The sequence below is a fragment of the Idiomarina sp. 017G genome, assembly GCF_004362265.1.
Taxonomy (GTDB): domain Bacteria; phylum Pseudomonadota; class Gammaproteobacteria; order Enterobacterales; family Alteromonadaceae; genus Idiomarina; species Idiomarina loihiensis.
This window is the reverse complement of sequence record NZ_SNWT01000006.1, coordinates 122,779-140,996: the sequence shown is the minus strand read 5'-3', so window position 1 is coordinate 140,996 and position 18,218 is coordinate 122,779. Positions and strand designations below refer to the sequence as shown.

The window sequence follows — 18,218 nt, the reverse complement described above, 5'->3', positions numbered from 1 at the left end:
CTCCGGTCAAAAAACTTTGTCGTCAACATTACGACACTATGCACAGTTTGCCGCCCAACTTTCGCATTGGCAACAATTGTTTCAACAATGCGTAGATAAAAACACCTATCAACACTGCCAACTGCTGAATATCCGCGATGGCCAAATGATCATTCAGGTAGATAACGGTAGCTGGGCAACCAGGCTAAAACTTCAGCAAGCGGCCATTATAACGTATTTTCGTCACAATGCGACGATCCCGGTACACAGCCTCTCAATTAAGGTGTCCCCGTCAATGAATAATTTTCAGAAGAGCATGAAAGATCAGCAGGATTCAAGTAGCGCAGAGCGTCTACTGACAATGGCTGAGGGTTGTGATGAACCGTTAAAGTCGGAGTTAAAAGCGTTGGCGGCAAAGTTTACCGCCAACGATAAAGATTAAGCTGTTGTCGTTGCGGGTGACCAGAAAGCAATAGGCGCAGTGGCCTGCTCTTCGTCAAAGGTCACAAACTCCCACGCTGACTGCTGCGCTAATAGTGCCTGTAATAACTGATTATTCAGCGCATGCCCTGATTTGTAGGCACGTAGATGACCCAAAATACTGTGGCCACCCATATACAAATCACCAATAGCATCCAACATTTTGTGTTTTACGAATTCATCGTCGTAACGCAAGCCGTCACTGTTCAGAATGCGGAATTCGTCCAGCACAACAGCGTTATCAAAACTGCCGCCTAATGCCAGATTGTTTTCCCGTAAATACTCAATGTCTTTCATAAAGCCAAAAGTACGGGCGCGGCTAATTTCTTTGATAAAAGAATTCGCGCTGAAATCCATACTAACGGTCTGGCCTGTATCTGCGATAGCCGGGTGTTCAAAGTCGATAGCAAAGTCGATACGGAAACCATCGTGGGGTAGCAGTTCCGCCCACTTATCACCGTCTTCGACACGTACCGGCTGTTTGATCCGGATGAACTTCTTCGCTGCTGACTGCTCTTCAATACCCGCGCTTTGTAGCAGGTAAACAAACGGGTGCGAGCTGCCGTCCATAATTGGAATTTCATGCGAATCGACTTCGATAATCGCATTATCAATACCAACGCCGGCCAGCGCAGCGAGCAAATGCTCGACGGTAGAAACGCGAACGTTTTCCTCATTGATAAGACAGGTACACAGCTGCGTATCACGCACCCAGTCGGCCCGTGCTGGAATATCCACCACAGGGTCAAGGTCCACACGACGGAATATCAACCCCGTATTGGCCGGCGCAGGGCGTAAAGTAAGGTTTACTTTATTGCCTTTATGCAGTCCAACACCGGTGGTTGATATTGCTTGCTGTAATGTACGTTGCTTAATCATGGTACTTGTTCACCTACCCTTTTATTCGGTTCGCCATGGCTGAAGCCAAAGCGGCCGCATATTATACGACATTTGTCATGGTCCGATCAAATTTTACGCATACTTATCAAGCGTTACGCTAATTTAGTCGACCTGTTTTCGCAAAAAAGCCGGAATATCCAGGTAATCGAGTTCTTTATCCTGTTTAGCTTTGGCAGCGGGTTGACGTTTTGGTTCCGCTTTCGTTTCTGGCTGCAACTCTTCCTGCTCCTCGTAACGAGGGGCTGCTGCACCGCGGTCAATATCACTACTGCGGTATGCTTGCTGAGGCTCCCGCTTAGGTGCTGCCTGGCTGGTCTTATTCACCAAAGAGATATCGGGTTTGCGCTCCGCGCCAATACCAGTCGCCACCACTGTCACGCGCAGCTCGTCAGACATTTCCGTATCGATAACGGTACCCACAATCACGGTTGCGTTATCTGAAGCAAAGGCTTTAACCGTATTACCGACGGTGTCGAGCTCTTCAATGCTCATGTCCATGCCGGCTGTGACGTTAATCAGCACACCACGAGCTCCGGACAAGTCGATATCTTCCAGTAACGGGCTGTTAATGGCCATTTCCGCAGCTTCCTGCGCACGGTCTTCACCGCTGGCAACACCAGTTCCCATCATGGCGGTACCCATTTCTTTCATAACCGCACGAACGTCAGCAAAGTCGACGTTGATAAGACCCGGACGAGTAATCAGCTCAGCAATACCCTGAACCGCACCCAACAATACGTTGTTTGCAGCACTAAAGGCATCCAGTAAACTGGTTCCACGACCCATCACCTTCAGCAACTTCTCGTTTGGAATGGTAATTAACGAGTCGACACTTTGTGCCAGTGCGTTGATACCTTCATCGGCTACGGCCATGCGCTTTTTCCCTTCAAACGGGAATGGCTTAGTCACAACAGCAACTGTCAGAATACCCAGTTCTTTGGCAACCTCAGCAACCACAGGTGCTGCACCGGTTCCGGTACCGCCGCCCATGCCGGCTGCAATAAAGACCATGTCGGCACCTTCTAAGTGGACGCGGATGTTCTCACGGTCCTCTTCTGCCGACTGGCGGCCTACTTCCGGGTTGGCTCCAGCACCAAGACCTTTAGTAATGTCCTGACCTAATTGAATGGTGACATCCGCCGTATGATTGCGCAGAGCCTGCGCATCGGTATTAGCGGCAATAAACTGCACACCTTCAATTGATTCTTTCACCATGTGCTGGACAGCGTTTCCGCCACCACCACCGACGCCAATCACCTTAATGACGGCTTCGCTTTCGTAATTGTCCATCAGTTCGAACATAATAATTCTCCCTACCTGCTTTTAACGTGCTACCCCAAGTTAAAACTCACCTTTGAACCAACTCTGCACTTTTTGCCAGAGTCCGATCACGTCAGTTTTAGAGCTTTCTTTTTGTGACACAGCGGCATCTTCCTGCCCATACCGTAACAGTCCCACCGCTGTGGCATAAACCGGATCTTCGACGTAATCCCGCAGGCCTTTCAAGCCCAGAGGAACGCCGACACGAACCGGCATTTGAAAAATTTCTTCGGCAAAATCCACGCAGCCTTCCATCTTAGCGCTGCCGCCGGTTATCACGACACCCGCTGCAATTTGCTCATCTAAACCACTTTGCTGAATTTCATCCCTGACCAATTCAAATAATTCCTGATAACGCGGCTCTACCACTTCGGACAACGTATGACGTGACATGACCCGCGATGGACGACCACCCACCGAAGGCACTTCAATAGTGTCTTCCATGCTGACCATCTGTCGCAACGCACAGGCATGCTTCGTCTTAATTTCCTCTGCATGGTTAGTCGGCGTGCGAAATATCTTGGCAATGTCGCTCGTAACCTGATTACCCGCTGCCGGAATCACCGCCGTATGGCGCAATACCCCGCCCGCGTAAATGCAAATATCAATGGTGCCGCCGCCTAAGTCGACCAGGGCCACACCCAAATCTTTTTCGTCGTCAGTCAGCACCGAGATGCTCGATGCCAACGCTGAAAATATCAGCTTGTCGACTGACAGGCCGCAGCGCTCTACAGCCTTTATAATGTTCTTCGCCATATCGTTGGCACAGGTAATAATGTGCACTTTCGACTCCATACGGACACCGGACATGCCTATTGGGCTGCGGATACTTTCCTGTGAGTCAATGACGTACTCCTGCGGCAAGACGTGTAAAATACGACGTTCCTTTGCAATAGGCACTGACTGCGCGGCGTGAATCACGCTGTCGACATCATCCTGAGTCACTTCAGCTTCGTTAATCGGTACCATGCCACTTTCGTTCTGACAGGAAATATGACGTCCGGAAATGTTCAAATACACCGATGCCACGCGGCAGTCAGCCATAAGCTCAGCCTCATCAACAGCGCGCTGAACCGACTGCACGACCAGATTAAGGTCATTCACGCCGCCTTTATCCATTCCACGCGACGTAGCCGTGCCAACGCCAACAACACTGATCTCATTATCAGGCAATAACTCACCTATAAGCGCTGTGACTTTGCTGGTGCCTATATCCAGACCTACAACCATATTGTGTTCGGATGTTTTCGACATAACCGTCTAACTCTCACTTTTTGCTTCACGCCAGGCCACTGCAGCCCCGGTGTCATATCGTAAATCCACAGTATCGATTTCGTTGTTTTTACTTTTTTCGTGCTCAACGATGCTGGGAAACACATCGATAAACCGCTTAATTCTCTCTAATGTGGCTTCCCGCCCTAACTTAATTTCAATTCCCTGTGCCAGAAACACGCTAACAGCAAAGCGTTCGGTTAATCTCAGCGCTCTTATCTGAAAGCCATTCACCTCCAGCATTTGCTGTACCCGGTTAAACTCCTTCCAGGTCTCTTTCACCGCATTCTCCGGGCCGAACAACTGTGGCAAATTACTGTCAGCTTTCGTTATATCAGCCCGGAAAACTTCCTGGTGCTGATTGATGAGCCGATCACCGTTCCACATAGCGACAGGTTTGTGCTCTGTCACATAAACCGATAACTTATCTGGCCAAACCTTGCGAATAGAGACCTTTTGCACCCACGGCAACTGCTCTACCCGACGCCTTAAATCATCCACATCGGCCGTAAAAAAGCTTCCTAACGGCTCTGCTGTCAATGCCTGTCTAACCTCTTCGCTAGCGGTATACTGCAACTCGCCCTGAACACTTAGTTCAGCCAGCGGTACTTGCTGTTCGTCTGTCAGCACTTCGTTTAACTGATAGATACCAACCAGTGCCCCCGCAATTGTCAGACATAACACCACTACACCTGACCAAAAATTGACTGAGCGCAGGCGCTGTTCAGCAGCCATCGTTAGCGCTCCAGCGTTTGCGCTAAAATGCGCTCCACTAAGTCATTAAACTGTAAACCAGCAACTTTTGCTGCCATAGGTACCAAGCTTTTTTCTGTCATTCCCGGTACCGTATTGGCCTCTAACAAAAACCATTCACCTGCGTTATTACACATCACATCGATGCGTCCCCAGCCACTACCTCCTATGGCCACGAAAGCGCGTTCAGCCAGGGTTCGCAAACTTGCTTCGTCATCTTCACTTAGCCCTGCAGGACAATGGTACTGGGTATCATTTGCCTGATACTTGGCTTCAAAATCGTAAAACTCATGTGGCGTTTGCAGTCGAATAACCGGTAATGCCTTACCTTCCAGTATGCCAATGGTATATTCCGCACCTTCAACCCACTGTTCGACCAAAAGGTCGTCGTCAAACTCAGCCGCATGCTGCAAGGCTAAAGCCAGGCTTCGCCCGTTATCGGCAATGCTCATACCTATAGAGGAGCCTTCACGTGCTGGTTTTACAATTACCCGACCACCGAGCTCCTGCAACATAGCTTCCACGTTCACTTGCTCTATTTCAGCTTGCGTTACCACCCGCCAATTGGCGGTTGGCAGACCCACTGAATGCCAAATTTGTTTACAACGCACTTTATCCATACCCAGCGCACAGCCCAGAACATCACTGCCGGTGTATGGCATTTCCAGTATTTGCAATGCCCCCTGCATGCTGCCATCTTCACCGCCGCGGCCATGCAAAGCGATAAATACGCGATCAAACTTTTGCTCCACAAGCTCCTGCAAGCTATGCGCCGCCGGGTCAAATGCGTGTGCATCGATGCCTTTCGCAACCAGGCCTTTTAATACCGCCATTCCGGATTTCAGCGAAACATCGCGCTCAGCCGACGTACCGCCCAGCATGACGGCCACTTTACCAAAGGCATTAGCTTTCATGACTCAACACCTCAGTTGCAATTCGCTTGGCCAATGCGCCGATATTTCCAGCGCCCTGCGTTAACAGCAAATCTCCCGGAGCAAGCACCGATTCAAGAACTTCCGGCATATCATCCACGGTTGCCACATAAACCGGGTCTATCTGCCCGCGCTGACGAATGGAACGACATAATGAGCGACTATCGGCACCGCTTACCGGCGTTTCCCCGGCACTGTAAACTTCCAACATCAGTAATACGTCAACCTGCGACAGCACGTTAACGAAGTCTTCATACAAATCTCGTGTGCGTGAGTAACGGTGCGGTTGAAATGCCATTACCAAACGACGCTCCGGCCAGCCTTCCCGCGCGGCCTGAATCGTGGCCGCAACTTCTGAAGGATGGTGACCATAATCATCAACCAGCATCACTTCACCCGGCTCTTTATTCGAGTCTTTATCTGAGATGGCAAAGTTACCGTAATGCTGAAAACGACGGCCGATACCTTCAAATTTGTTCAGTGCTGACTTAATGGCTTCGTCGTTAATTCCTTCATCTGTTGCTACAGCTACTGCGGCCAGTGCATTCAACACATTGTGCTTACCCGGCAGATTAAGACACACGTCAAGTGGTTTCAGCCCTTTGCGTAAAATAGTAAAGCAGCTCTCACTGGCGGTTTGTTTATAATCTATTGCTCGTACATCAGCGGCTTCGCTAAAGCCGTAGGTCATGGTCTGACGGCCGAGTCGTGGTATTAAATCAGATACGACAGGGTCATCGACACACATAACAGCTAAACCGTAAAACGGCAGGTTATGCAAAAATTCAACATAGGTGTCCAGCAGCTTATTGAAATCACCTTCGTAGGTGTCCATATGGTCTGCTTCGATGTTCGTCACTATCGCAACCATCGGTTGTAAATGCAGAAACGACGCATCGCTTTCATCTGCTTCGGCAATGAGATACTTACTGTTACCTAAACGAGCATTCGAACCAGCACTATTGAGCAAACCACCAATAACAAAAGTTGGGTCACGACCGGCTTCGGCAAAAATACTCGCAACCAATGACGTGGTCGTTGTTTTTCCGTGTGTACCGGCTACCGCAATACCATGGCGAAAACGCATAAGCTCGGCCAGCATTTCTGCACGACGTACTACCGGCACCCGCAGCTGGTGAGCAGCTACCAGCTCAGCGTTATCCGCTTTTATTGCACTGGATACCACAACCACACTGGCGCCTTCGATATTGTTGGCCATATGTCCGAGAACCACAGTGGCTCCGAGACAGCGCAACCGTTCGGTATTGGCGTTTTCGGCAATATCCGAACCCGAAATCTGATAGCCCTGATTTAACAGAACTTCTGCAATACCGGCCATACCCGCACCGCCGATACCAACGAAATGGATTCGCTGTACCCGGCGCATTTCCGGGACGTTCACAATAGTAAATGGCTGTGCGTTGGTTGCGGTCATGCTAGTCATCGCTCTGTCTATATTCCATACATTCATTCACCAGTCGTTGCGTTGCCTCTGGCATCGCACACTGGCGAGCGAAACGCGCCATTGTCCACAGTTGTTGTCTGTCATGCAATAAACGTTTTAACTGTTGTTTCAATGCGCCTTCCACTACTTCAGTTTGCGGCAATAAAACTGCCGCACCACGGCTTTCTAAAACTTTCGCATTGGCGCTTTGGTGGTCATCCACAGCATGTGGCAATGGCACCAGAATGGACGCTACGCCCATTACCGCCAACTCAGATATGGTTAATGCGCCAGCGCGACAAATAACCAAATCAGCATTTTTAAAAGCGTCGCCCATATCTTCAATAAATTCGGTGACTTTCAGCGTTTTAAGCACTGATGCACCTAAGTAAGCCTTTTCAGTTGTTGCCTCACGCTCAGCACCACACTGGTGCAGGACATTAAGTTCAACACCTTCTAATGCTTTGACGGCTTCCGGCACGGCTTCGTTCAATACCTGCGCACCTAAACTTCCGCCAACCACCAATATATTCAAGGCTCCGTCTGTATTTGATTTTTCTGTCTGTTCAGCCGCTTGTGCCAATAACCCCTTGCGCAGAGGGTTACCAACAACCGGATACTGCTGCCATTGCGGGAGGGCAACCGGTAGCCCCAACATAACTTTGTTTGCTCTGGGGGCTAACAACCGGGTAGTCATGCCCGGTATGGCATTTTGTTCGTGCACCACTAAGGGGATGCCCAGCAGTTTCGCAGCTAACCCCATTGGCGCGCAGACATAGCCGCCAAAGGTTGCCACTACCTGTGGCTGTAGTGTTTTCAGCAAGCGTCGACATTGCAGCACGGCTTTCGCCAAAGTGAATGGCATGAACAGCTTTCTTTTCAGCCCATGACCGCGAACTCCAGTCATGCTAATGCTGTGTAAAGGGAAGTTAGCTGCCGGAATCACCCGACTTTCTAAACGACCTTCCTGCGTACCCAGCCAGTCAACTTGCCAGCCGTTGTCGCGCATTTGTTCTGCTACGGCTAAGGCCGGAAAAATATGACCACCGGTGCCGGCTGCTGCTATCAAAACTTTGTTCATTCGGCACCTCCGCGCGGTGCCACTTTGCGACCCAGCATCCGACGTTCATGGTCTATGCGTAACAACAGCCCAACGGCCAGAGCCGATATGATCAGGCTGTTACCACCGTAGCTCACCAAAGGCAGTGTCAGTCCCTTAGTTGGTAATGCACCGGACGCAACACCGATATTCACAAAGGCCTGGATACTAAACCAAATACCGATACCATAAGCCAGATAACCGCCGTAACGTTGCTCCTGCATTAAGCAGCGACGGCCAATAATTAAAGCTCGCCATACCAACATTAATACGGTTGCAATAACCGCCAGCACGCCAAGAAAACCTAGTTCCTCGGCAACAACAGCCATAATAAAGTCAGTATGTGCTTCGGGTAGGTATTGTAATTTTTGAATGCTATTACCCAAACCGGCGCCGCTAAAGTGGCCTTGCCCAAAGGCAATAAGCGACTGCATTAACTGATATCCGGCACCGAATGGGTCCTTCTCCGGTTCCAGGAAGGTGAGCAGACGCTGCATCCGGTAAGGCTCAACGATGATCAGTAAAATTAATGCCAGTACGCAGGTAATGAACACAGCAAAAAACTGCCACAATCTAGCGCCAGCTAAAAACAGCATGGCGACGGTTGTTGCCGACAAGACAACCACGGTTCCGAAATCCGGCTGCATTAATAAAAGCACTGCAGCAATAAACAACAGCGCCAGAGGTTTTATAAAGCCTTTAGTCGCTTCTCTGACTTCGTCTTCCCTGCGGGACAAATAACTGGCCATATAAATACAGAAGAAAAGTTTAGCGACCTCTGCCGCCTGAAAAGTAATTGGCCCGACTTTTATCCAGCGTTGTGCACCGTTAACTTCATATCCCACAACTAAAACCATTAACAGCATAATCAAGCCGAGCAACAACAACTTACCGCTCTGTTGATTCCAGCTATTCGCCGGTACCCGTAAAGTCGCCAGCATAACGGCTAAACTAATCAGAATATAAATGCCGTGACGAATGGCAAAATGGAACGGATTCCCCGTTAACCGGTCTGCCGTAGGTAAAGACGCAGACGTGACCATAACAAAGCCAAAAGCCAGCAACGCCATTGCCAGGGTAAACAGCATACGGTCGTACAGTGGCTGACTGGCTTTTGGTTGAAACCAGTTAATCAGCTTTTGCCAACGACTACCGACATCGGAAGCCGGTATCTCAAGATTTAACTGTTCTTCACGCACTGTTGACATAAAGCGCCTCCACTGCATGACGGAAACTGTCGCCCCGATGCTCGAAGTTCTGAAACTGATCGAAGCTCGCACACGCAGGCGATAACAGCACCATGTCGCCGGTTTGCACTAAAGATGCCGCTAGCTCCACGGCCTGCTGTAAACTTTTTACCTGCCGTGAACCGTTAAACAACTGACCAATGCGGGGACCATCTTCACCTATGGTTAAGAGAATATCGACCCGCTCCAGGGTCGACTGCAGCTCACGGAAGTCTGCTCCTTTGCCGACCCCACCCGCTATTAGCAGTAAACGCCCGTTTATCATTGGTCTCAGCCCCTCAACCGCGGCAGCAGTAGCACCGATATTTGTGGCTTTTGAATCGTTAACCCAGAGCACGCCCTCATTGTCACTGACTAATTCACAGCGGTGCGGCAGACCTTTAAACTCTTTTACCGCACGAACCGCAGCTTCAATATCAATATCTATTGCCTGACACAAAGCCAGAGCTGCCTGCACATTCACCAGGTTATGAATGCCCTGGAGTTGCAATTGATCTGCCCGCAGTACAACACTGCCATCGAAAGTCACGGCAACCGGCCCACTGACACGGTCGATATTTCCAGACAGCAAACCAAAGTGTTTGGGATGCGAGTCATTACCGAAGGTCATTAATTTTCCCGTAACCGGGTGTGGCCAGGTATCCTGCTGCTGACGGTTCAGTATCCAGGTTTTTGCATGAGTGAAAATGCGTTGCTTAGCTTTTACATATTCATCCAGAGTGCAGTAACGATCCATATGATCGGCACTAATATTCATAAGTGCCGCCGCTTTAAGTTTCAAGCTGGAAACTGATTCCAACTGAAAACTGGAAAGCTCCAGTATTACAGCATCGGGGTGCTGCTCCTGCAGCAGCAAGTCGAGTACTGGTACGCCTATATTGCCGGCTGCAGCCACATTTTTGCCGCATTGCTTAGCAACAAACTCGACCATGCGAGTTACTGTGGATTTTCCATTAGAGCCAGTTACCGCTACTATCGGCAATTTTGATTCTTGCGCAAACAGCTCAACATCACCAACAATCGGAATATCTGCATCACGCGCCAAAACGATTGGGTCTTCACGTAAATCGATACCCGGACTGGCAATAATTAAGTCGGCCGCCAGCGTGTCTTCTAATTCCCAATGCCGGTTAAGCAGTTCAGCATCTCCCAGTATTTGTTTTGCTTCTTCCAGGCCAGGAGGGTTTTCACGCGAATCAAAAACCTGAATTTTGATCTCGGCAAGCTTCTGATCCTGCTGCCGTTTATGTTGTAAATAGCGCAGCACAGACACCCCGGTCTTTCCAAGACCAAGGACAACAATGTGTTTTGTATTCTGCCAGGCTATTTTAGTCATTATTTTTTAACGCAACTTCAAGGTTGCGAGTCCTATCAGCACAAAAATGAGTGACAATATCCAGAAACGCACGATTACCCGCGGTTCTGGCCATCCTTTTAATTCGTAATGGTGATGAATTGGAGCCATTCGAAAAACTCGTTTGCCTCTCAATTTGTAGGAACCCACCTGCAGCATCACCGATAAGGTTTCCATAACAAACACACCACCCATAATGAACAGCACCAGCTCCTGCCGAACCAATATCGCGATAATGCCAAGTGCAGCACCTAAGGCCAGAGAACCCACGTCGCCCATAAATACAAGCGCAGGATAAGTATTGAACCAGAGAAATCCGAGACCCGCTCCAACAATAGCGGTGCACACGACCAACAATTCAGCGGTCAGTGGCAAATAAGGAATTTGCAGATATTCAGCAAAGTTCACATTGCCGGACACGTAGGCGAAAATACCCAGTGCAGCAGCCACCATAATGGTTGGCATAATGGCCAGACCGTCCAGGCCGTCAGTTAAATTGACGGCATTACTGGTGCCGACAATGACAAAATAGGCCATGAGCATATAAAGCATACCCAACTGCGGCATAACGTCTTTAAAGAATGGAACAAGAAGAGCAGTTTCAGCGCTCTGAGTACTGCTCCAGTAAAGGTAAACGGCAGCCACACTGGCAATAACCGACTGCCAGAAATACTTCCACTTAGCAATTAACCCTTTCGGGTCTTTGCGTACAACTTTGCGATAATCATCGACAAAGCCAACAATACCAAAGCCGGTAATAACCATTAGAACAACCCAGACATAACGGTTATCTAAGTCAGCCCAGAGTAGTGAGGAACCCAGAACGGCTGCCAGTATCAATACGCCACCCATAGTCGGCGTACCACTTTTTACTAAATGACTTTCCGGGCCGTCGTCCCGTACCGTTTGCCCTATTTGCAAACGCTGCAAACGACGAATTAATGTTGGTCCTAACCACAGCGACAAAACCAGTGCGGTCAAAACACTGAGTATTGCCCGCAAGGTTAAGTAGGAAAACACGTTAAACGCGCTTTCAAACTGGGTTAGGTACTCCGCCAACCAAACTAACATGCGTGCTTATCCTCTACGCTGTCACTGACCGCGACAGCCTGCTGTATTGCTGCAACAACGCGCTCCATATGTGCGGAGCGTGAGCCTTTAACCAGCACTGTGACAGGTTGCTTGCCTGTCTGTTCTGTAAGTCTTTGTAAAACAGATTCAACCAGCGACTGTAAGCTACCGAAGTGCTTGCCTCCGTGGCCGTTAAAGACCTCGCTGGCACTTTGACTCAGTACGCCCAGGCTGTATAAGTTATCAATGCCGGTGCCTATAGCATGCTCACCAATCTCCTCGTGATAAGCGCGCGCATCGGCACCTAACTCACCCATATCGCCCAATACAAAAATGCGATACCCCTGATAACTTCCTAGCAAGTCCAGGGCAGCTTTAGTTGAGGCAACGCTGGCGTTGTAGGTGTCATCAATAATACGTAAGTGATCACTCACTTTTATCATTGTTAAACGCCCCTGAGCCGGCTCAACCCTTTGCAGCCCAGTAACAATGTCATCCAGAGATATACCCAGCTCACTTACCGCAGCGGCGGCTGAAAGCGCATTAAGCACGTTGTGACGACCGCTTAACTTCAGTTCAATACACTTCGTTTCACCGCCCAAATGCAGAGTAAACGCAGGGTGTCCTTCACTGTTCAATACCACGTCACTTGCATAAACATCGGCGTTGTCGGTTAAACCAAAGCTCTTCCACTTCATGTCAGCACAGGCGCGTTCCCAGCAAGGATAAAACTCTGAATCGCGAGGGGTAATGGCCGTTCCCTGGCTACTCACTCCACGGAAAATTTCAGTTTTAGCACGGGCAACCCCATGCAAGCTTCCGAAACCTTCGACATGTGCCGCACTCACGTTATTCAATATCGCAACATCGGGCCTGGTTAAATCGGTGGTGTAAGCAATTTCGCCCGGATGATTCGCACCCAGCTCTACTACCGCGTATTTATGCTTTTCCTCTAACCTTAATAAGGTCAGCGGAACACCTATATCGTTATTAAAGTTACCCTGCGTGGCCAATACCGGATGTTGAATCGATAAAATGGCCGCCAGCATTTCCTTCACTGTGGTCTTACCGTTACTGCCGGTAACTGCTACCGTTTTCGGTGCAACCTTCGCTTTAACTGCCGCTCCTAAACGACCCAGCGCATGGCGACTATTCTCAACAATAATTTGACGGCACTCGCTGTCTTGCTGTTTTTCGCAGATAACTGCAGTAGCGCCTTTAGCCAACGCCTGCTCGACAAAGTCGTGAGCATCAAAGTTTCTGCCTTTCAGGGCAATAAAGAGTGCGTCTTTTAAATCTGTCCTGGTGTCCGTCGACACCTTGTCAATTGTACAATCAGAGCCAATCAGGCGGCCTTCCACCTGCTCCGCAATCCATTTCAGTGATACTGAGATCATGCGCAGTCTCCTTGCAGCCATTCGCTGACTACCGCTCGTTCGTTATAGTCAATGCGTTGAGTACCAATAACCTGATAGTCTTCGTGCCCTTTACCGGCTAGTAATACAACGTCATCTTTTCCGGCTTCCTGCATTGCGCGTATAACCGCCTCGCGGCGACCCGGCCAAACCTTAACCTGAATTTTATCCGCAATACCGGTCAGAATATCTTCAATAATTTGTTCCGCGGGTTCTGTCCGCGGGTTGTCATCGGTAACCACAACAACGTCTGCGTAATCTGCCGCTACTTTACCCATTTGCGGGCGCTTGCCACGGTCACGGTCACCGCCGCAACCAAATACACACCATAAACGCCCTTTGCAATGCAGACGCAGCGCACTCAGTACCTGATGCAAAGCGTCCGGTGTATGCGCGTAGTCAACCACCACCAGCGGCGACTGATTATTATGGAAGGCTTCCATCCGCCCGGGAACGGGCTGCAAACTGCCGCAGGCTCTACCGATATCCGCCAGAGGCTTATTCAGTTTCAGCAACACAGCAACCGCGCAGAGTAAGTTGTAAACGTTGAAGCGCCCCAGTAATGGCGTTTCAACGACACAGGATTCCCCCTGCCAGTTTAAGCTGAACACCGAGCCCTGCTCATGAAACTGAACGCCAGTTGCCTGCAGGCAGGGTTCGTTGGGGCTGGCATTAAGACTTACCCATAAATCGGCTAAATCATCGTGCTGCCACTGGCTTAACGTATCGTCGTCGGCGTTAACCACTCGATTTTGCACACCAAAGTCGGCAAATAAACGTTGTTTTGCGGCGACATAGTTTTCCATGGTGCCGTGGTAGTCGAGATGATCCCGGCTGATATTGGTAATGACTGCGCCGACAAAGTGCAGAGCTTCAACACGACGCTGTATCAGCGCGTGTGACGACACCTCCATAGCAACCAATTCTGCACCTTCAGCTAATAGCGTGGCCAGACGTTGCTGGACGGTTACGGCATCTGGTGTGGTATGACGCTCCGGTAACAAACGGCCAATAAGGCCGCTGCCGGTTGTACCAATAACTGCCGCTTCCATACCCAGAGCTTTTGCCAGCTGCGCCATAATGTGAGTAACCGATGTTTTACCATTGGTTCCGGTCACACCAACCAGCTGCATTTTTTCTGATGGATGTCCGAAAAAGTTGCCAGCAATACGAGACAGGTGCTCACGAACGCCACTAAAACCGATAACGACCACGCCCCGGCGCTGTTCAACAGCCATTCCCGGAGCTTCAGCAATAATTGCTGCGGCACCGGCATCAATAGCCGCATCAATATAAGCGCGGCCATCGGTTTCATAGCCCGGAATAGCGACAAAAACATCGCCATTGGCTACTTGCCGACTATCGAGCTTTATACCGCTAACGATAACATCCGGAATGGAGAACGATGCTGGCAGCATTGTCAGCAACTCGGTAAGTTTCATCATTTATCACCCCCAAAGCCCGCAGCGTGCACCTGAGTGTCATCTACGTTGTCTGGCGGTATATTCAGTAAGCGCATGGTTTGCGATACAATTTTTGAAAACACTGGAGCTGCGGCCGTGCCGCCATAATAGTCGTCGGTACCCGGTTCGTTTATGGTTACAACCACAACCACTTTCGGATCGCTAACCGGAGCTATTCCGGCAAAGAGTGCTACGTATTCGTCACCGTAGCCGCCTGTTGCTTTGGTTTTTCGGGTTGTCCCCGTTTTACCTGCAATACGGTAGCCAGGAACCTGCGCCGCTTTAGCGGTACCATCACGCACCACCGTTTCCATCATATGCATAACCGCCCGGGTATTGTCCGGATTAAACACTTGCTCTGCCGGTAACGGTGATTCCTGTCGGAAAATAGTCAGCGGCCGTTTTTTCCCACCATTAGCGATAATGCTGTAAGCATTAGCCAGTTGCAGCGTTGTTGCCGACAAACCATAGCCATAAGCAAGAGTTGCTGTTTCAAAATCTGACCAGCGTCTTCTGTCACCCAGTATGCCAATGCTCTCACCTAACAAGGCAATACCCGTGTCGTTTCCAAAGCCAGCGTCGGCATAGGTTTGCAATAAAGGGTCAATGCCTAAATCCAGTGCGATTTTTGTGACGCCCACGTTCGAAGAATGTTCCAGCACCTCAGCCAGTGACAGTTCGCCATAGTTCCGAGGGTCACTCACCCGGCGTCCACCAATTCTGAGCCAGCCCGGACTGGTATCAATGGTATCGCCGGCTTTATGCCGTCCGTTCTCAAGCGCACTCAGAACGACCAGCGGCTTCATTGTAGAGCCAGGTTCATAGCTGTCGGTTACCGCCCGGTTACGCATGCGGAAAGACTGTAGCTCGGAACGGTTGTTAGGGTTGAAAGACGGGCTATTGACCATAGCCAGCACTTCACCGGTTTCGACATTCAGCACTACCGCCGAACCCGAAGTTGCCTGATTGTAGCGCACGGCTTTTTTCAATTCGGTGTAAGCAGTTGCCTGAACACGTTGGTCGATACTCAGTGTCAGCTGTTTTGGTTGTTGTGCATCTGTCTGGCTAATTTCTTCAACAACCCGTCCTTCTGCGTCCTTGCGATAAACTCGTTTACCCGGCGTACCGGTTAAATGCTCGTCGTACAGAAGCTCCAGGCCTTCCTGCCCAGCGCCGTCAATGTCGGTTAAACCGATTAAGTGAGAACTGATCTCACCGGTAGGATAATAACGGCGTGACTCTGTTTTTAAATACACACCGGGAATTTTCAACTGCTTCACATAATCCGCTTCTGATGGCGTCACTTTGCGTTGCAGATAAACGAAACGTTTTGACGGGTCGTCCACTTTACTGACCAGCTCGTTACGGTTCATGCGAAAAGTTTCAGCCAGGGCCTGCCAGCGACGTTCGTCAGCTAAAGCCTCGCGCTCGGCGATACGTTTGGGATCGGCCCATACGGTTTCTACCGGGACGCTAACCGCAAGTTCTCTTCCGTTACGATCAACAATAGTGCCTCGCTGAACCGCGACGCTGGATGCCCTTAAACTGCGCATATCGCCTTGCAGCGAAAAAGCATCGGGACTTATGACCTGGATATAGGCTGCGCGTGCAATTAACACAGAAAACACACCGAACAGTAAGAATACTGCGGTGTAAAAGCGCCAACGAGTACCGACTGGCTCTGTGCGTTTATTGCGACGATTCACTGCCATGAAACCAACACCTCCTGCTCTGGCTCAACGTCCCGCATGCCAAGTTGTTCCTGCGCAATACGTTCAACCCGGCTGTGTTCAGTCAGGGCGTTTTGCTCAACCACAAGGTGCCGCCACTCCCGATCCAGAGTGTCCCGGTGCGACAATAAATCATCACGTTCGCCAGTTAACTGCCGATTCAAATGAGCGGTATAGACAATACTTAGCGCATTACCGATAACCACCACACTGAGAAGCAAAATCCATTTGTGCTGCAATAAATCCTGTAGCAACATTTTCATTAGACTGGGATAACGCTGCTTAGTCATTGCGAACCCTCCTTGCTATGCGCAGCACAGAGCTGCGTGAACGAGGATTGAGCTGCACTTCAGCTTTACCCGGCTTAATAGCTTTGCCGACTTTCTCCAGCGCTTTATCTTTATTGCGCTCAGCTTCAGTTACCGGCAAGCCAGGAGGTAACTGCTTTCCTTCGCTGTGCTTACGAATAAAGCGCTTTACTAAACGATCTTCCAGACTATGGAAACTAATAACCACCAGTCGCCCATCTTCTTTCAGACCAGACAGCGAAGCGTCCAGCGCCTGTTCAATTTGTTCCAGTTCGCGGTTAATGTGAATGCGGATGGCCTGAAAGGTTCGTGTTGCCGGGTGTTTATGCTTTTCTTTTACCGGACTCACGCGGGCAATCATTTCAGCCAGTTCTTTAGTGCGGGTAAACGGCTTTTTCTCGCGATCCATAACAATGGCACTGGCGATACGGCGGGCAAAACGCTCTTCTCCGTATTCTCTCAGAACCCAGCTAATATCGTCCTTTTCTGCGCGATTAAGCCACTCGGCGGCGGTTTCTCCACTGGTGGTGTTCATCCGCATATCCAAAGGACCGTCCCGCATAAAGCTAAAGCCACGCTCAGCGTCATCTAATTGTGGGGAAGATACGCCAAGGTCAAATAGAATTCCGGTCACTTGCTGGTTCAACTGCAAGTCATCAAGTACCTGTTGCAGGTTTGAGAAAGGGGTGTGGATAATTTGAAAACGGGGGTCATCAGCAAATGCTGCAGCCGCAGCAATAGCCTCAGGATCCTGATCCAGGGCAATAACGCGGGCGTCGTCACCTAACTGGTTGAGCAGAGCACGCGTGTGTCCGCCGCGACCAAATGTGGCGTCGATGTATGTGCCTTGCGGATCAGTCGCTAATGCTTCTATCGACTCTTCCAGTAGCACCGAAACGTGTTGCGGTGACGTTGTAATCATTATAATGAAAAGTCTTCTAGTCGTTCGTTAAGAGTAAAGTCACCTTCGCGTTCAACATCCATGTCCTGCGCCACTTGTTCGTGCCAGGCGTCTTCATTCCAAACTTCAAATTTATTCAGCTGCCCGACAAGCATCAGTTTTTTCTCTAAACCGGCGTGTTGTCTCAACGGAGCTGACAGGAGCAAACGACCATTTTTATCCATTTCACAGTCGTCGGCGTGGCCTAAAAGAAGTCGCTGTAAGCGACGTTCTGCAGGGTTCATACTGGATAATCGAGTAAGCTTTTGTTCGATGATTTGCCACTCGGGAAGCGGGTACAGCAACAGGCACGGTTGCTTAATATCAATCGTGCAGACCATTTTGCCTTCACAGTCTAATGACAACGCATGACGGTATTTAGCCGGTATGGCTAACCGTCCTTTGCTATCCAGACTTAATGTTGTTGCACCTCGGAACATGATCCCACCTGATCATTGCGATCCACTATTATCCACAAATCCCCACAATGTTACAGTCTAGGTGTCTCTCT

At 49.8% G+C, this 18,218-nt stretch carries 17 protein-coding genes; 1 reads left to right on the top strand and 16 read right to left on the bottom strand.

The features are described from left to right. Positions 1-16 precede the first annotated feature (16 nt). Positions 17-421, top strand: a complete 405-nt coding sequence (locus DEU30_RS09460) for a DciA family protein (protein WP_227016357.1) — start codon at positions 17-19, stop codon at positions 419-421. Here the strand turns inward: DEU30_RS09460 and lpxC are convergent. From lpxC to mraZ, 16 genes are all read right to left on the bottom strand, one after another. After that, a complete protein-coding gene (lpxC, locus tag DEU30_RS09455) occupies positions 418-1,338 on the bottom strand; it encodes a UDP-3-O-acyl-N-acetylglucosamine deacetylase (protein WP_114982072.1) in 921 nt (306 codons plus the stop codon). The genes DEU30_RS09460 and lpxC overlap by 4 nt on opposite strands. Before the next feature lie 123 nt (positions 1,339-1,461). Next, positions 1,462-2,661, bottom strand: coding sequence for a cell division protein FtsZ (ftsZ, locus tag DEU30_RS09450; protein WP_110013578.1), 1,200 nt, complete (start codon positions 2,659-2,661; stop codon positions 1,462-1,464). 39 nt (positions 2,662-2,700) lie between these two features. Next, positions 2,701-3,933, bottom strand: a complete 1,233-nt coding sequence (ftsA, locus tag DEU30_RS09445) for a cell division protein FtsA (RefSeq protein ID WP_114982071.1) — start codon at positions 3,931-3,933, stop codon at positions 2,701-2,703. Positions 3,934-3,939: 6 nt separating this feature from the next. Then, positions 3,940-4,686, bottom strand: coding sequence for an FtsQ-type POTRA domain-containing protein (locus tag DEU30_RS09440; protein WP_114982070.1), 747 nt, complete (start codon positions 4,684-4,686; stop codon positions 3,940-3,942). Positions 4,687-4,688: 2 nt separating this feature from the next. Further along, positions 4,689-5,618: a D-alanine--D-alanine ligase gene (locus tag DEU30_RS09435; RefSeq protein WP_114982069.1), complete on the bottom strand. Its 930-nt coding sequence runs from the start codon at positions 5,616-5,618 to the stop codon at positions 4,689-4,691. Continuing rightward, positions 5,608-7,080: a UDP-N-acetylmuramate--L-alanine ligase gene (murC, locus tag DEU30_RS09430; protein ID WP_011233698.1), complete on the bottom strand. Its 1,473-nt coding sequence runs from the start codon at positions 7,078-7,080 to the stop codon at positions 5,608-5,610. The genes DEU30_RS09435 and murC overlap by 11 nt, the downstream gene beginning before the upstream one ends. Then, positions 7,073-8,161 carry an undecaprenyldiphospho-muramoylpentapeptide beta-N-acetylglucosaminyltransferase gene (gene murG, locus DEU30_RS09425; RefSeq protein WP_011233697.1) on the bottom strand — a complete coding sequence of 363 codons (1,089 nt, stop codon included), beginning with the start codon at positions 8,159-8,161 and terminating at the stop codon, positions 7,073-7,075. Before murG ends, murC begins: the two co-directional genes overlap by 8 nt. Beyond that, complete coding sequence (ftsW, locus tag DEU30_RS09420; RefSeq protein ID WP_011233696.1) at positions 8,158-9,387, bottom strand: putative lipid II flippase FtsW; 1,230 nt, start codon at positions 9,385-9,387, stop codon at positions 8,158-8,160. Before ftsW ends, murG begins: the two co-directional genes overlap by 4 nt. Then, entirely contained in the window at positions 9,371-10,762 is a 1,392-nt protein-coding gene (murD, locus tag DEU30_RS09415) for a UDP-N-acetylmuramoyl-L-alanine--D-glutamate ligase (protein WP_034818610.1), read from the bottom strand. Before murD ends, ftsW begins: the two co-directional genes overlap by 17 nt. A 6-nt stretch (positions 10,763-10,768) precedes the next feature. Beyond that, a complete protein-coding gene (gene mraY, locus DEU30_RS09410) occupies positions 10,769-11,851 on the bottom strand; it encodes a phospho-N-acetylmuramoyl-pentapeptide-transferase (RefSeq protein WP_114982068.1) in 1,083 nt (360 codons plus the stop codon). Beyond that, entirely contained in the window at positions 11,845-13,248 is a 1,404-nt protein-coding gene (murF, locus tag DEU30_RS09405; protein WP_114982067.1) for a UDP-N-acetylmuramoyl-tripeptide--D-alanyl-D-alanine ligase, read from the bottom strand. The genes mraY and murF overlap by 7 nt, the downstream gene beginning before the upstream one ends. Beyond that, entirely contained in the window at positions 13,245-14,711 is a 1,467-nt protein-coding gene (murE, locus tag DEU30_RS09400; RefSeq protein ID WP_227016356.1) for a UDP-N-acetylmuramoyl-L-alanyl-D-glutamate--2,6-diaminopimelate ligase, read from the bottom strand. The genes murF and murE overlap by 4 nt, the downstream gene beginning before the upstream one ends. Beyond that, positions 14,708-16,441 (bottom strand): penicillin-binding transpeptidase domain-containing protein, encoded by a 1,734-nt coding sequence (locus DEU30_RS09395; RefSeq protein ID WP_034818616.1) that lies wholly within the window; start codon positions 16,439-16,441, stop codon positions 14,708-14,710. Before DEU30_RS09395 ends, murE begins: the two co-directional genes overlap by 4 nt. Further along, positions 16,432-16,749, bottom strand: a complete 318-nt coding sequence (gene ftsL / locus DEU30_RS09390; protein ID WP_011233690.1) for a cell division protein FtsL — start codon at positions 16,747-16,749, stop codon at positions 16,432-16,434. The genes DEU30_RS09395 and ftsL overlap by 10 nt, the downstream gene beginning before the upstream one ends. Continuing rightward, entirely contained in the window at positions 16,742-17,689 is a 948-nt protein-coding gene (gene rsmH / locus DEU30_RS09385; RefSeq protein WP_114982065.1) for a 16S rRNA (cytosine(1402)-N(4))-methyltransferase RsmH, read from the bottom strand. Before rsmH ends, ftsL begins: the two co-directional genes overlap by 8 nt. Continuing rightward, positions 17,689-18,147, bottom strand: a complete 459-nt coding sequence (gene mraZ, locus DEU30_RS09380; RefSeq protein ID WP_011233688.1) for a division/cell wall cluster transcriptional repressor MraZ — start codon at positions 18,145-18,147, stop codon at positions 17,689-17,691. Before mraZ ends, rsmH begins: the two co-directional genes overlap by 1 nt. Positions 18,148-18,218: the final 71 nt, after the last annotated feature.